This window comes from Myroides sp. LoEW2-1 (assembly GCF_009767705.1).
GTDB classification, from domain to species: domain Bacteria; phylum Bacteroidota; class Bacteroidia; order Flavobacteriales; family Flavobacteriaceae; genus Flavobacterium; species Flavobacterium album_A.
Map to the genome: position 1 here is coordinate 1 of NZ_WSPP01000111.1, position 16,486 is coordinate 16,486.

Annotated in this window: 11 protein-coding genes; 5 read left to right on the forward strand and 6 right to left on the reverse strand. The window is 32.9% G+C overall.

All coding sequences use genetic code 11. From position 1 onward, the window contains the following. Positions 1-148: 148 nt before the first annotated feature. Entirely contained in the window at positions 149-715 is a 567-nt protein-coding gene (locus GOQ24_RS07540) for a TlpA family protein disulfide reductase (protein ID WP_155091188.1), read from the forward strand. Between the two features lie 213 nt (positions 716-928). On the opposite strand, the gene metK is transcribed toward GOQ24_RS07540, so the two are convergent. Continuing rightward, positions 929-2,218: a methionine adenosyltransferase gene (gene metK / locus GOQ24_RS07545; RefSeq protein ID WP_155091189.1), complete on the reverse strand. Its 1,290-nt coding sequence runs from the start codon at positions 2,216-2,218 to the stop codon at positions 929-931. Between the two features lie 392 nt (positions 2,219-2,610). On the opposite strand from metK, the gene GOQ24_RS07550 reads away from it, so the two are divergent. After that, positions 2,611-3,252: a carbonic anhydrase family protein gene (locus tag GOQ24_RS07550; protein ID WP_155091190.1), complete on the forward strand. Its 642-nt coding sequence runs from the start codon at positions 2,611-2,613 to the stop codon at positions 3,250-3,252. A gap of 5 nt (positions 3,253-3,257) precedes the next feature. Then, positions 3,258-3,908 (forward strand): carbonate dehydratase, encoded by a 651-nt coding sequence (can, locus tag GOQ24_RS07555; RefSeq protein WP_155091191.1) that lies wholly within the window; start codon positions 3,258-3,260, stop codon positions 3,906-3,908. Here can and GOQ24_RS07560 read toward each other — a convergent pair. The 3 genes from GOQ24_RS07560 to GOQ24_RS07570 all read right to left on the reverse strand — a co-directional run bounded on the left by GOQ24_RS07560 (position 3,905) and on the right by GOQ24_RS07570 (position 9,331). Continuing rightward, positions 3,905-5,077 carry an LETM1-related biofilm-associated protein gene (locus GOQ24_RS07560; protein ID WP_160339410.1) on the reverse strand — a complete coding sequence of 391 codons (1,173 nt, stop codon included), beginning with the start codon at positions 5,075-5,077 and terminating at the stop codon, positions 3,905-3,907. The genes can and GOQ24_RS07560 overlap by 4 nt on opposite strands. 58 nt (positions 5,078-5,135) lie before the next feature. Beyond that, entirely contained in the window at positions 5,136-6,500 is a 1,365-nt protein-coding gene (gene rimK / locus GOQ24_RS07565; RefSeq protein WP_155091193.1) for a 30S ribosomal protein S6--L-glutamate ligase, read from the reverse strand. A gap of 275 nt (positions 6,501-6,775) precedes the next feature. Further along, the gene (locus GOQ24_RS07570; RefSeq protein WP_155091194.1) at positions 6,776-9,331 is read right to left on the reverse strand and encodes an ATP-dependent Clp protease ATP-binding subunit; all 2,556 of its coding nucleotides are present in this window, start codon (positions 9,329-9,331) and stop codon (positions 6,776-6,778) included. Between the two features lie 251 nt (positions 9,332-9,582). On the opposite strand from GOQ24_RS07570, the gene gyrA reads away from it, so the two are divergent. Both gyrA and GOQ24_RS07580 read left to right on the forward strand, forming a co-directional pair. Further along, a complete protein-coding gene (gene gyrA, locus GOQ24_RS07575) occupies positions 9,583-12,105 on the forward strand; it encodes a DNA gyrase subunit A (RefSeq protein WP_155091195.1) in 2,523 nt (840 codons plus the stop codon). 29 nt (positions 12,106-12,134) lie between these two features. Further along, a complete protein-coding gene (locus GOQ24_RS07580) occupies positions 12,135-13,406 on the forward strand; it encodes a tetratricopeptide repeat protein (RefSeq protein ID WP_155091196.1) in 1,272 nt (423 codons plus the stop codon). Positions 13,407-13,548: 142 nt separating this feature from the next. Here the strand turns inward: GOQ24_RS07580 and GOQ24_RS07585 are convergent, their stop codons facing one another. Together GOQ24_RS07585 and GOQ24_RS07590 are read right to left on the reverse strand one after the other, a co-directional pair. Further along, entirely contained in the window at positions 13,549-15,459 is a 1,911-nt protein-coding gene (locus tag GOQ24_RS07585; protein WP_155091197.1) for a DUF349 domain-containing protein, read from the reverse strand. A 230-nt stretch (positions 15,460-15,689) separates the two neighbouring features. After that, complete coding sequence (locus tag GOQ24_RS07590; protein ID WP_155091198.1) at positions 15,690-16,427, reverse strand: shikimate dehydrogenase family protein; 738 nt, start codon at positions 16,425-16,427, stop codon at positions 15,690-15,692. Positions 16,428-16,486 lie beyond the last annotated feature (59 nt).

Genomic DNA, 16,486 nt, shown 5'->3' on the forward strand with positions numbered 1-16,486 from the left:
GTTTTACATATCTATTAAATAATAATCAGGCATTATTTTATATAAATAAATAATTATGTTAAAATAAATAGAAAAACAGTGTTTGCTTAAGTTTATAGATGATTTTATTTGAATTATTGATTATATTTGGTTTTGACAAGATGAGAAAATGAAAGAAAAGAAAAGTAAACTTCGACTATTATCAAATATCCTTTTTTTTGGAATATTAATTGTTATCCTTTTTACGCCTTTGGGAACAAGTGTAAAAGTGTGGGTAAATCAATTAGTCGCCATGAGTCCATCATTGGAAAATGAAAGCGATTTTGAGAAAGTAGTTTACAATGGTTGGGAGGTCTTAGATAGTCAAGGAAATAAGGTCGACTTTTCTGATTTGGATGGCAAAGTTGTAATTGTTAATTTTTGGGCAACATGGTGTCCTCCTTGTATAGCAGAAAAACCAAGTTTTCAAGAATTGTATGATGACTATAAAGATAAAGTAGTCTTTATGTTTATCACAAATGAAGATAAAGATAAGGTTAAGGTTTTTCAGGATAAGTACAATTATTCATTGCCTGTATTCTATGAAGTAGCTAATACGCCAGTAATGCTTTTTTCAAAGTCTATTCCTGCGACTTATGTCATAGATAAAAAGGGTAATATTGTTGTAAGAAAGTTTAGAGCAGCGGATTGGAACAGTTCTAAGTTTAGAGTTGAGTTAGACTCTTTGTTGAAGTAATTAAGCTTTTGCACTATAAATAAAGCCTTGTAAGTAATGCTACTTACAAGGCTTTATTATTAGATTGTTCTTTGTGTGTTAGTCTTTTTTTAATCGATGAATAAGATAATCATGGACTTTTACCCCATGAGCAAAGTGACCATTATATGTAATAGATATAAAAAAAGGGAACTGCATTAGCAGCTCCCTTTATACTGATGTATGTAATTCAATTTATATATTGAATGCTTTTTTGATATCCTCAACTCTATCTAATTTTTCCCAAGTGAATAGTTCAACTTGAATTTCTTTTACATCTCCACCTGGTCGAGTGAAAGTTTTAGTAACGACTTGTGGTTTTCTTCCCATATGTCCGTAAGCAGCCGTTTCACTGTAAATAGGGTTTCTCAGTTTTAAGCTTGTTTCGATAAAGTATGGTCTTAGGTCAAATAGTTCACTTACTTTCTTGGCAATTTCACCGTCGGTTAAGTTAACTTTAGAAGTACCATAAGTATTTACATAAACTCCAGTAGGCTTAGCTACACCGATGGCATAAGAAACTTGAACAAGTACTTCATCGGCAACACCTGCAGCAACTAAGTTTTTAGCTATATGACGTGTTGCGTATGCGGCACTTCTATCTACTTTACTTGGATCTTTTCCTGAGAATGCTCCACCACCGTGAGCTCCTTTACCGCCATAAGTATCAACGATAATTTTTCTTCCAGTTAATCCAGTATCCCCGTGAGGTCCTCCAATAACAAAAACACCTGTAGGATTGATTAGGTATTCAATGTCGGCGTTTTCAAATAAGTATTGATATTGTGGATACTTTGCAAGTACTCTTGGAATAAGAATATCAATGATATCCTTTTCTATAATAGATTGCATTTGTTTTTCAGCGTCAGCTTTTGCAGCAGCAGACTTATCTACTGGTTTGATAAAGTCATCATGCTGAGTAGAAAGTACAATAGTGACAATGCGAACTGGTTTGTTATTATTGTCATATTCTAAAGTCACTTGACTTTTTGCATCAGGTCTAAGATAAGTGATTTGCTTTTGCTCTCTTCTTAAACCTGCTAATTCTTGTAATAATTTGTGTGATAAGTCTAATGCAAGAGGCATATAATCTTCTGTCTCTATTGTTGCATAACCAAACATCATCCCTTGGTCCCCAGCTCCTTGATCTTCTTTTGATGCACGGTCAACTCCTTGATTAATATCTGCTGATTGTTCGTGTATTGCAGATAATATTCCACACGAGTTTGCCTCAAACATATATTCACTTTTGGTGTATCCAATACGTTGGATTACATCTCTTGCAATTTGTTGAACGTCAAGATAAGTTTTAGACTTAACTTCTCCTGCTAAAACAACTTGACCAGTAGTAACTAATGTTTCACAAGCTACTTTTGATTCAGAGTCAAAAGCTAAGAAATTGTCAATTAGAGCATCAGAAATTTGATCTGCAATTTTATCAGGATGTCCTTCACTTACAGATTCGGATGTAAAGTAATAAGCCATAGTAATTATTATTTTTAAAGTTGTAAAAAATAGAGGAAATGGCTAAAGGGGAGATAAATACACTTCTGCTTTAGCATTTTTTACCGAGGTTGCAATCAGTTCAAATTTTTCCTCCTGTTTATTGTGATGCAAATGTATTAACTATTTTAGTATCAATGCAATTTTTTTTACAATTTATATTATTGTTAACTATTGTTGATTTTCTTACTTCTATTTCGCAAAGCAATTTAATATTAAAAGTAAATAGAAAAGATGGTTTGAATATGTGAAGTAAAAATATTGATATATTGCATAATCGGTAAAAATTACAAACTAAAATACGAATAATATATTTTAGGGTGTATTTTTCCCTACATTTGCTATCAAATTATAGAATTGAAAACAATTAAGTAATGAGATTACACAATATAGAGGATCAAAAGTCTTTAACACCAGAGTTAGCATTGTCATTTCTAAAAGAAGGAAATAAACGTTTTGTTGCTAATTTAAAGGCTCATAGTAACTTATTAGAGCAAGTTAACGACACACAAGCTAATCAGTTTCCTTTTGCTATTATTTTAAGCTGTATAGACAGCAGAACTTCGGCAGAATTGATATTTGATCAAGGATTAGGTGATATATTTAGTACTCGTATTGCAGGAAATGTATTGAACAACGATATAATCGGTTCAATGGAGTTTGCTTGTAAGCTTGCAGGTTCTAAGTTAATTGTTGTATTAGGGCATTCTCATTGTGGGGCAATTACTGGTGCTTGTCACGGAACAGAATTGGGGCATTTAACTGATTTGTTAGCGAAGGTTAAACCTTCTATTGAGTATGTAAAACAAAACAATAAAGATTTAGATATTCATTCTAAGGAAGCTGTGGATAAAGTAGCTTTTCACAATGTTGAGTATACCATCGATCACATTCTCAATAAAAGTACCGTTTTAAAACAAATGTATGAACAAGGAGAGATTGGTATTGTAGGTGCGTTTTATAAGGTGGAAACTGGAGAAGTAGATTTTGTAAAGGAAATGTTTGTAAAAAAATAGTTGTTTTGAAACACAATGATTTTTATTTAAAAATACTTGAGAATAATAAAGCTTGGGTTGAGGAGAAGTTAGCTATCAACCCAAATTATTTCAAGCGTTTGTCTGAAAGACAAACACCACCTGTATTGTGGATTGGATGTTCGGATAGCCGTGTTCCTGCAAATGAAATTATTGGTGCAGAACCTGGGGATGTGTTTGTCCATAGAAATATTGCCAATATGGTCATTCATTCAGACATGAATATGTTGAGTGTTTTAGATTATGCTGTGAATATTCTCAAAGTGACTAATATTATAGTATGTGGACATTACGGATGTGGAGGTGTTTTAGCAGCAATGAAGAATGAATCTTATGGTTTGATAGATAACTGGATTCGCCATATAAAAACTGTTTACAGACTACACAATGTGGAACTTGATCAGATAGATGATGAAGTTGTACGATTTAATCGCTTTGTAGAATTGAATGTTCAGGAACAAGTTTATGACTTGGCAAAGACGTCAATTGTACAAGGTGCATGGGCAAGACAACAGGATCTAAGTATACACGGATGGGTTTATGGACTCAATTCTGGATATGTGACAGATTTAGAGGTTAATGTTACCAATAATCAAGACCTTGATGAGGTTTATCAATTGCGTTTTAAAAAGATTTAATCCTCCTCTAAATTTTCATTGAATGAACTCGGTAGGAGAGAGGGAATAAAATTAAGGATAATAGGCAAAATGATTGTACCTCCTGGTAATAAAAAGATAGCTAAAGAAGGTATGGTTTTAATAACTTCGATGGTCTGCTTTTTTACAACTTTTTTCTCCTGCGAATTTAAATCGCGATAGGTCGAATCCATAAGCAATTTCATCAATTGCTTATTTTTTTGAATTTCTTTTACTAAACGCGTTTTGTTTCTACTCAAAAGGAGCTCGATATTATTGCTTGAGTTAGTGATTATATTGTTGAATAAAGTTGTGGACTTATAAAAGTGGTATTCGCTATTGTGTTTCACAACAAATTCTTCAAACTTGTGCTTGCTTAACGAGTAGATATGTTGATTGATATCTAATAGACTAAAAGGTATCTGTTCTAATTTTGGTAGTTCTACCTTCTTAGTTGTATTATTCCATGAATTACAGATTATAAAATCCGCAAGGCAATTCGCTTCTAAAATGCTTGTAGTTTTTTGAAATTTAAAATCTTCTAAGGAATCAATGGATCTTGATAGTAATGCAATAAGACTTTGGTCTTGCTCGTTTTTAATTTCTTTATTTTGTTTGAATTGCAGTAAAAGAGCAATCAGTGTACCAATAAAGTTTTGACTAAATGCTTTAGGTGTTACTTGATCAGGGTTGTTTAAAAAGTGTTCGAAGCTAATTACATCAGAACAAAGAATTATCTTATTGAGTATAAAATCATTTGATTTTGAGTTAGAAAAGAAATGTTCTTTCCATCTCATTGTAAAGATATTTTCAAGTTTAGCATAAGCATTTTTATCTTGAAAGAAAGAAGATAAGTAATTGTTTTTGTGGGGTATTAACAAGGTGTAAAACTCGATGACTTTTTCTATAAAGGCATTTGGATCGGCAGAATTGCTATTGATCTGGTAAACTTTGTAAAATAACTGTAGAACTGTGATTTTTGATAGTTCTTCTTGTGTATATTTAAACTCCTTGAATATAGAGGGTAGGGCGTTAATATCGATTATTCCGAAACTAAAACCAATAGCTCTTATTTCTTCAACTAATAGATCAATATTAGTAGCACTAAATATGTTGTACTTGTCTATTTCTGCTATGTATTTATTAATCCAACCGTTTGTACTTGGGTTCATATCTATACAATTTTAAACAAGTAGTGATAGCTAAATTAACTATCACTACCTTTTTAATTTACCATTTTACTTGTTTCTCTATTGCTTTAATCATTTCTGAGGCAATATCTTTATTAGTAGCGCCTTCTATACCTTCTAATCCTGGTGAGGAGTTAACTTCAAGTAATAAAGGACCTTTTGCTGATCTAATAATATCTACTCCAGCAACTTTAAGGTTCATTGCCTTAGCTGCTTTGATGGCTATTCTTTTCTCCTCTGGTGTAACTTTAATTATCGATGCGGTACCTCCTAAGTGGATATTGGCTCTAAATTCTCCAGGCACTGCTTCTCGTTGTATTGCAGCTACTACTTTACCATCAACAACAAAGCATCTGATGTCTTTACCATTGGCCTCCTTTATAAATTCTTGAACAAGAATATTGGCATTTAAACTTTTAAAAGCATTAATAACACTTTCTGCGGCTTTCTTTGTTTCTGCGAGTACAACACCTTTACCTTGTGTACCTTCCAGTAATTTAACTATTAAAGGACTTCCCCCAACCATTTTGATTAGATCATTAGTATCTAAAGGAGAATTGGCAAACCCTGTAGTGGGAATGTCAATTCCGTTATTTAGGAGCAACTGTAGTGAAAAAAGTTTATCTCTTGATTGTGCAATTGCAGCAGCACTATTCAAACTGTATACTTTTAGGGACTCGAAATGTCTAGTTAAGGCACATCCGTAGTATGTCATACTTGGGCGAATTCTTGGAATCACAGCATCAAAGTCATTAAGTACTCGACCTCCACGATAGTGAATTTCTGGCTGATTCGCATCTAATTTCATATAACAGTACTTTAAATTAAGAAAGTGCATTTCATGACCTCTTAATTCCCCTGCTTCAATAATTCTCTTATTGCTGTATAATTCAGGATTACTTGCTAACAGTCCTATTCTAAGTCCTTTTCTATCAACTTTATTTTTACTGTAGTATTCATCGAGTTTTTCAGAAGTTGGTTGACCTAATAAGAAGTGTTTTTCAGGATCAACTAATATTTTACCACTCATCGCTTCTCTTCCAAGAAGCATGCGGTATCCCATCGAATCTCTATTTGTTAGTGTAAGTTCTATTTCCCAAGGAGTTTCATTTAACACGATGTCAGTGCGAATAACATAGCGCGATTCTCTTGATCCACTAGAGCTTTTTACAATTCTTTTATCAATTACTTTAGCTTCACAACTAATGATTGTTTTCCCATTGTTTTGAAGAGGATTGATGTCGAATTTTACCCATTTATCTCCATCCTTTTCAAATGGAATAATATTAACTGCGTGTAATGCAGAAGTTTTCGCTCCAGAATCAACTCGAGCTTTAATTGCAGGAATTTTAAAAGTAGGAAAAGAGCACCACTCTTCACTACCAACAATAACTTTATCTAACATATAATGATATTATGTTGCGAATGTAGTACAATAAATATAATGCTTTTATATCTGTATGTAAAAAAATAGTAAAATTTAACTCTTTAATATATTGTGTTTTACGATTTAGTCTTTTCAATAGATAGGTAATCATTTGTGGAAGTGGATTTACTTAAGTGTTTTTTATATTGAAATAGCGAAAGGAATTGTGTTTAGATTACTATTTCTAATTGCTAAATAGACCAAAAGTTGATGAAAGTAGGAATCCTTAGATAGTTATATAAAAAAATAGCCTACTAATTAGTAGGCTTATTTTTTTCAGTATCAATTGATATTTTTAATTCTTCTTTATTTTCTCCCAGGTTCATTGATATATTATCACCTAAGGAAATCTTCGAATTTACAATTTCTTCAGCAAGAGGATCTTCTATGTACTTTTGAATAGCTCTTTTAAGAGGTCTTGCTCCATATTGTTTGTCGTAACCTTTCTCGGCGATAAAATCTTTAGCTTCCGTACTCAATGTAAGTGTGTAGCCAAGATCTTCAATTCGCTTGTAAAGTTTAGATAACTCTATATCAATAATTAAATCGATATCACTTTTCTCAAGTGCATTGAAAACAACGATATCATCGATTCTGTTTAAAAACTCTGGAGCAAAGGCTTTTTTAAGCGCATTTTCGATAACTGATTTAGAGTTTTGATCGGTTTGTTCTTTTCTGGCTTGAGTTCCGAATCCAACTCCTTGTCCAAAGTCTTTTAATTGACGTGCACCTATGTTAGAAGTCATGATAATGATTGTATTTCTAAAATCAACTTTTCTACCAAGGCTATCAGTTAAGTGGCCGTCGTCAAGAACTTGTAATAAGGTGTTGAATACATCTGGATGTGCTTTCTCAATTTCATCAAATAAAATAACAGAGTAAGGTTTTCTTCTTACTTTTTCAGTTAGTTGACCACCTTCTTCATATCCTACATAACCTGGAGGTGCACCTACTAATCTAGATACAGCAAATTTCTCCATGTATTCACTCATGTCGATACGCAATAAAGCCTCTTCAGAATCAAACATTTCTTTAGCAATCACTTTAGCTAATTGCGTTTTACCTACCCCTGTTTGGCCTAAGAATATAAAAGAACCAATAGGTCTGTTAGGGTCTTTTAAACCAGCTCTATTTCTTTGTATTGCTTTTGCTATTTTGCTAACAGCTTCATCTTGTCCGATTACTTTACCTTTTATTAACTGTGGTAGATTTGCCAGTTTAGTAATCTCTTTTTCAGCAATTCTATTAACTGGAATCCCTGTCATCATAGAAACAACATCAGCAACATCATCTTCAGTAACGGTAATCTTATTAGTTTTAACGTCTTCCTCCCAGCTGTTTTGTGCAGAAGCTAAGTCTTTTTCTAATTGTTTTTCATCGTCTCTTAAGCCTGCAGCTTCTTCGTATTTTTGTTTTTTGACCATTTCATTCTTTTCTTCGCGAACTTCTTCAAGTCGTTTTTCTAAGTCAAGAATATTTTGTGGTACATTGATATTTGTAATGTGAACACGTGAACCAACTTCGTCAAGAGCGTCAATAGCTTTATCAGGTAAGAATCTATCGCTCATGTATCTGTTAGTTAACTTCACACAAGCCTCGATTGCTTCGGGTGTATAAGTTACATTGTGATGAGATTCGTATTTTTCTTTAATGTTGTTCAAGATAATGATTGTCTCATCTACGGTTGTAGGTTCAACAATAACTTTTTGAAACCTTCTTTCTAAAGCTCCATCTTTTTCGATATGTTGTCTAAACTCATCTAAAGTAGTTGCGCCAATACATTGAATTTCACCACGAGCTAAAGCAGGTTTAAACATATTAGAGGCATCTAAAGAACCAGTAGCTCCACCAGCACCAACAATTGTGTGAATTTCATCAATGAAAAGAATAATATCATCATTTTTTTCAAGCTCATTCATCACTGCCTTCATTCTCTCCTCAAACTGACCTCTATATTTTGTTCCCGCAACTAAACTTGCTAAATCAAGTGTTACAACTCGTTTGTTATATAGAACTCTTGATACTTTCTTTTGAATAATGCGCAAAGCAAGTCCTTCAGCAATAGCAGATTTACCAACTCCAGGCTCTCCAATCAAAAGCGGGTTGTTTTTTTTGCGTCTACTTAAAATTTGTGAAACACGTTCTATTTCTTTATCACGGCCAACAACAGGATCTAACTTTCCATTCTCAGCCATTTCAGTTAAATCTCTACCAAAATTATCTAATACTGGAGTTTTTGTACGCTTAGATGTTTTTGTAGAAGAGCTGTCAGTTTTGTCAGTATTTTTACTGTCATCTTGTCCTTCTTCATCAAAAGTTTCTGCTTTTGGTTGTTCTGTAATGTCCTCTTGATCAAAGATACTTGTAGCATCTTGTTGACTTAAGTATTCTTGTTTTACAGCATCGTACGTAACTTTAAGTTTGGTTAGTATTTGAGCTGTAGGATCATCACTGTTTTTTAGAATACACAATAGCAAATGAGCTGTATTTATCTCGTTGTTTTTAAATAGCTTAACTTCTAAGTAAGTTAGCCTAAGTGCTCTTTCTGCTTGTTTAGTTAAATGCAGGGAAGCCTTTTCATTTAAAGGGTTTAGACCTGTTGTATTTGGATTTAAAGCTTCTATTTTATGTCGTAGAAAATCTACATCTATATCTAAATTGTTTAAAATATTTGATGCTTCACCTTGTTCAACTCTCAGTAGCCCTAATATAAGATGCTCTGTACCAATAAAGTCATGACCAAGTCTTAAGGCTTCGTCTTTACTGTAAGAAATTACATCTTTAACTTCTTGTGAAAAATTATCGTCCATTTTTTATAATATTAAATAGGTGAATATTTATTGTACAGTATAAATGCAAAAAGCATACCTACTAAAATATACTGACATAATAGCTAATATGGTGAAAAAAAAGATATTAAAAAAGCAGTGAAATATGTTTTTTTTAAAAATGTATAAACTGTATGCTTTTCTCTGAAATACTAAAGAAAAAACATGGTATAAAGCTATTAATTCTGTATATTAGCACGTTTAATATTTGAGAATTTTAATTTTATATACTTATGTCTGAAGGAGAAAAGTTGATTCCTATTAACATAGAAGAGCAAATGAAATCTGCTTATATTGATTACTCAATGTCAGTTATTGTTTCTCGTGCTCTTCCAGATGTTAGAGATGGCTTAAAACCTGTTCATCGAAGAGTATTATTTGGAATGTATGAATTGGGGGTATTATCTAATAGAGCCCACAAAAAGTCTGCAAGAATTGTAGGGGAGGTTCTAGGTAAGTATCACCCACACGGAGATAGCTCAGTGTATGACACTATGGTACGTATGGCTCAAGACTGGAGTATGCGTTATTTACTTGTTGATGGACAAGGGAACTTTGGATCAGTAGACGGAGATAGCCCTGCAGCTATGCGTTATACTGAGGCGAGAATGAGAAAGATTTCTGAAGAGATTCTTGCTGACATTGATAAAGAAACTGTTGATTTCCAATTTAACTTTGATGATACTTTAGAAGAACCTAAGGTTATGCCTACGCGAATTCCTAACTTATTAGTGAATGGTGCTTCTGGTATTGCTGTAGGTATGGCTACTAATATGGCTCCTCATAACTTATCTGAAGTTATTGATGGTATATTGGCCTATATAGACAATAACGATATTGAGATTGATGAGTTAATGAATCACATCAAAGCTCCTGATTTTCCAACCGGAGGTATTATCTACGGATACGAAGGAGTAAGAGAAGCTTTTAAAACTGGTCGTGGTCGTGTTGTCATGAGAGCTAAAGCTAATATCGAGGAAGTAGATGGAAGAGAGTGTATTATTGTAACTGAGATTCCTTATCAAGTTAACAAAGCAGAAATGATTAAGAAAACTGCTGAAGCTGTTAACGAGAAGAAGATTGAAGGTATTGCTACAATCCGCGATGAATCTGATAGAAAAGGTATGCGTATTGTTTATGTTCTTAAGCGTGATGCTGTACCTAATATTGTTTTAAATACACTTTATAAGTATACTCAATTGCAATCGTCTTTTAGTGTAAATAATATTGCATTAGTAGATGGTAGACCACAGATGCTGAACCTAAAGGATTTGATTTATCATTTTGTTGAGCATAGACATGATGTGGTTACTCGCCGTACTGAATTTGAATTGAGAAAGGCTGAAGAGAGAGCTCATATTTTAGAAGGACTTATCATTGCTTCGGATAATATTGATGAAGTAATTGCTTTGATTAGAGGGTCTAAAAATGCTGATGAAGCAAGAGCTAAATTAATTGAGCGTTTTAGTCTAAGTGAAATTCAAGCTCGTGCAATTGTTGAAATGCGTCTTCGTCAATTAACTGGACTAGAGCAAGACAAACTGCGTGCTGAGTATGAAGAAATCATGGAATTAATCAACCATTTAAGAGCTTTATTAGCAAGTAAAGAAATGAGAATGGACTTGATTAAAGAAGAACTTGTTGAAGTTCAAAATAAATATGGCGATGAACGTCGTTCTCAAATCGAATATGCTGGAGGTGATGTTAGTATTACTGATTTAATTGCCGATGAGCAAGTAGTGATTACTATTTCTCACGCTGGTTATATTAAGAGAACACCACTTTCTGAATATAAAACTCAGAACAGAGGAGGAGTTGGACAGAAGTCTGCAGGTACTCGTGATCAAGATTTCTTAGAGCATATGTATGTGGCAACTAATCACCAATATATGCTATTCTTTACTCAAAAAGGAAAATGTTTCTGGATGAGAGTTTATGAAATTCCTGAAGGAACAAAAACAAGTAAAGGTAGAGCTATTCAAAACTTGATTAATATTGAGTCAGATGATAAGGTAAAAGCATTTATCTGTACTCAGGATTTGAAAGATGAAGAATACATCAATAATCACTTTGTGATTATGGCAACTAAAAAAGGACAAGTTAAGAAAACTCCTTTAGAGCAGTACTCAAGACCAAGACAAAATGGTATTATGGCAATCACTATCAAAGAAGATGATGAATTGTTAGAGGCTAAATTGACTGATGGTAAGAGTAAAGTATTAATTGCTGTACGTTCAGGTAAACTTGTTCGTTTTGATGAAGAGAAAACTCGTCCAATGGGAAGAACTGCTTCTGGTGTTCGTGGAATCACTTTGGCTGATGACAATGATGAAGTAATCGGAATGATCTCTGTTAGTGATTTGAACAGTGAAATTCTTGTTGTTTCTGAAAATGGATATGGTAAGCGTTCTGCATTAGATGAATATAGAGAAACTAACCGTGGAGGTAAAGGTGTTAAAACCATGAATATCACGGATAAAACTGGTTTACTCGTTTCTATTAATTCTGTGACTGATGCTGATGACCTTATGATTATTAATAAATCTGGTTTAACTATCCGTATGCGTGTTTCTGACTTAAGAGTTATGGGGCGTGCAACTCAGGGTGTTAGATTAATTAATATCAAAGGAAATGACTCGATTGCTGCTGTTTGTAAAGTGATGAAAGAGGACGATGAAGATATTGAGGATATTGATTTTACAGACATAGAAGATCAAATTGATACAGTGTCAGATGATCAAAACACTGAAGAATAATTGAATTAAACACTTTAAACTATAAAAAGATGAATAGAAAGTATGTTTATCTATTATCTGCTTTAATGATTTCAGGGGCTTCTTTCGCTCAGAAAAAAGAACTTAAAGAGGCTGAAAAAGCAGTGAAAAAAGGAAACTTAACTGAGGCACAAGCTGCACTTAAGAATGTTGAAGCAGTACTGGGTTCTGCTACAAATGAACAAAAAGCTACTTATTACGCTTTACAAGGTAACTTGGCTTATCAACAAATCGAACAAGATAAAAACGTTGATGCTAACGTGGAACTTATTTTAAATTCATTTAAAAAAGTTAATGAATTTGAAACCAATAAGAACAGTAAAATTGTAAAACAAGCTGACGAGGAAATTAAAGCTGTAGCAACTAAAGTTGTTAATCAAGCAATTGAAGACAATGGTTCACAAAACTATAAAGGGGCTTCAAGACGTTTTAATCAAGCATTTTTGTTGAACCCTACAGACACAATCTATTTATATTACGCTGCTTCTACAGCTATTAATGCAAAAGATTACGAAACAGCTGTGAAGCATTACGAACAATTAATTGATTTAGATTATAATGGATCTGAATCATATTATACAGCTGTGGAGAAAGCCTCTGGTCAAGTTCAAAGTTTTGGTAATGATTCAAAAATGCGTGACCTTATGGTTAAGCAAGGAACACATACTGACCCTAAGTTTGTAAAAGAGGATTCTAAAAAACCAGAAATTGTAAAGAACTTAGCTCTGATTTATTATCAAGAGGGTAAATACGATGAAGCAGAGAAAGCTATCGTTGCTGCTCGTGCGGCTAATCCTGATGATATGAATTTGTTGTTAACTCATATGGATTTATATTTAAAATCTAATAATATGGGGAAATATGAGGAGTTAGCTAAAGCAGCTTTAGCTAAAAATCCTAACGATGATGTATTGTTGTATAACTTAGGAGTAACTAGCTACCAAGCTGGTAAATACAAAGAGGCAAAAGAGTATTATACGCAAGCTCTTCGCATTAATCCTAAATCAGAGAATGCATATTTAAACCTTGCAATTTTAAAACTTCAACCAGACGAAGAGATTACTAATAAAATGAATAACCTTCCTTTAAATGCTGCTGGAAATAAGCAATACGAGGAATTGCTTAAACAAAAGCATGGGATTTATAGAGATGCAATGAATGACTTAGAAAAAGTGATTTCAATTAATCCAAATAATCAAGAGGCTGTTCAAACTTTAAAGAATATTTATCGCGCATTGGAAATGAATGATAAATTAAAAGCTTTAGAGGCTAAATCAAACTAAGAGTATTTGTTTTAGATATGATAGAAAAAGGAGTTGTCTATAGACAGCTCCTTTTTTTGTATGGCATTGTGGGTGATGCATATGCCAAAAAAAGCATTCCAAGGAATGCTTTTTTTGTCTTTGACAAGATAATCAGATAACACTATTCGTTATTACTATCGTCTTCTCCAATATGTTTAATTTGATCTAATTTGTCTGTCCAAATTTTTAGATCATCTTTTAATTTATCGATATTCTTGCGAACTTCTTTTACAAAACTATTGCTTTCAGAAGGGTTTTGAATATAAGCCAAGTTGTTTTCTAACTGCAATATATCGCCATTAACCTCCTCAATTTTGCGTTGGATAAAGATAGCTTCACCTTGCAGCTTTCTCTTGTCGTTGGTCTCTAAAATAGTTTCCAATCGATTATTGAATTTAACCGCTTCCATTTCTCTTCTGCTTAGATTTAATTTTTCAAATAAGCTATCGAGAATTTTGTTGAATTTACCTTCAATAAAACGCTTATGTTGAGGAACTCTACCTAAGGTTTTCCAATTGTTGATATGGTTTTTAATCTCAGATAAATCGGTTTTATGATCTCCCGATAACTCAAAAGTTTTCATTAGATCTAAATACTCCTTTTTCTTATTGTAAGCATCTTGTTCTTCTTGATTCTCTTGATTTTTGATTGAGTGTAAACGATCAAAGTAGTGGTTACAGGCATCTCTGAATTCTTTCCAAAGCTGATCAGAATATTTTCTTGGGACATGTCCAATTTCTTTCCAATCATTCTGTATTTTCTTCATAATAGGAGTAGCCTTGACAAAATCTTCACTGTCTTTGTATTGTTTGGCTTTCTCTATTAGAGCCACTTTCTTAGCATAGTTCTCTTGTTGTTCTTTTTTTAATGTCTTGTAGAAAGTGTTTTTCTCTGCATTAAAATTACGCGTTGCTAATTTGAATAAATCCCATACTTCATCATTGTTCTCAGCAGGTACTTTACCTATTGAAAAGAATCTATTTCTAAGTTCTTCTACTTTGCCAATTTCTTTCTGCCACTGATTGTGATTAGTAATAGGTAGCTTAGAGATTTTATCAATCTCACTGATAATATTCACTTTTTGTGCTAAGTTTTGTCTTTCAACTAATCTTAGTTTATCTAATAGTGATTCGCGTTTTTCGTGTAATTGTCTTGTAATTTCACTGAATTGATCCCAGATTTGTTCTCTATATTCACGCTCAACAGGTCCTATTTCCTCTCTCCAGATACGGTGTAGAGTTTGTAGTTCTCTAAAAGCTTTTACAATATCTTCTTCTTGTAATAACTCCTCAGCTCTTGTTATAATCTTCTGCTTTTGTTCTAAATTGTGCTTGAAGTCAAGATCTCTTGATTCTCTATCTAAATGCAATTGATCGTAAAAGCGCTCAATGTGAAAATGGTAATTATTCCAAAGGTGATTATATTTATCCTTAGGTATAGCTCCAGCGTTTTTCCATTGATCTCTTAGATCATTTAATTGTTTTAAAGCATCGTCTATTGTTTCTTTATTATCTACAAGGTCTTTTAATTGCTCGATAATGTTTAGTCTCTTTTTGTAGTTTGTATTCAAAGAGTCTTGCAATTGTTTGAAGTAGGTATTTTTCTTTTCTCGATATTCCTCGTAATATTCTTCAAATTCGTGCTTAATTGGTAAGTTAAACTCAAAATCTGAATCATTCGCATCGGGATTCTCCTCAAAGAAAGCTTCTTTTTTTTCTTCGATTAAATCAGCATACTTACGTGTAAATACTTTTTTAATTTCTTCTGCATGGTCTTTGATCTCAGTTACCTTGTGCAGTCTTGTTAGTTTATGAAGTTCCTTAGTTAGTTTTTCTAAATCGAAAGTTTCATAATTTTCTAAGGGAATGTGATTCGCTTCATGTACTGCATGATCTTCGCTCTCTTCCGCATTAGAAGCATTAATGGAATCTAAAGCCTTTTCTTTATCAGTTTGGACAACCTTGTTACTATTGGATTCCTGGTTTGGTCCGTCTGCTGGCTTGTGCAGGTTATCAGTCTCGTGATTTAACATAATTAAGATGCTTATAGTTTAACAATTAATTAATTAAAGTAATATACCTTCTTACCAAATTTAGCAAAAAAAAAACAAATAACCTTGTAAAATAGGTGTTTACTGCTAATGTATTTTAGCTATATCCTTTGCGTTTTATTAAATTTCAATCTAAAAACTGCAACCTTGTTGTTTTTATCAATTTGTTGACATTCAATAGCAAGAATTTTTTTATCTATTATTTACTTTTGTTATCTATTCCATATTCTCCATGCTTTTTCAGCTTGAAGCACTAACATTTCATATCCATTTTTGACAATAGCTCCATGTTGTTTGGCATGATGCATAAAGCTTGTCTGTTCTGGATTATAGATTAGGTCATAGGCAATGTGTCTTGGGGAGAATAAGCTGTAGTCTAATGCTGGTTTATTTTGTATATCTGGTGATGTACCTAAGGGAGTTGTATTAATAACAATGGTGTATTTTTGCATTAGTTCAGCTGTTATTTCACTATATGTTATTGTTTTATCAGTTTTGGTTCTACTGACTTGTAAATATTTAATATTTAGTTTTTTTAAAGCGTATTTTACTGCTTTGCTTGCTCCACCTGTACCCAATATTAATGCGCGTTTATGATGAAACTTCAACAGTGGTTTTAGAGAGTGATAAAATCCGTACCAGTCTGTATTATATCCTTTTAGATTACCTTTTTTAGTGACTCTAATTGTGTTGACTGCGCCTATTTTCTTGGCAGTCTTTGACAAACTATCTAAATGTGAAATAATATCTTGTTTATAAGGGATGGTTACGTTATAACCACAAATGTCTTTTTGTGTTTTTACAGCTGTAGAAAACAGATCTATTGTATCAATGTCAAAGTTTTCGTAGGTGTTGTTTTTTAATTTCTCGCGCTCAAACTTTTTGTCAAAGTAATTTCTTGAGAACGAATAATCTATATTCTTACCGATTAAACCAAAGCGTCTTGTCATAAGGTGTGTTTTATAAAAATTAGTTATTATAACCTTTATGCATAGTTAGTTATTTTATG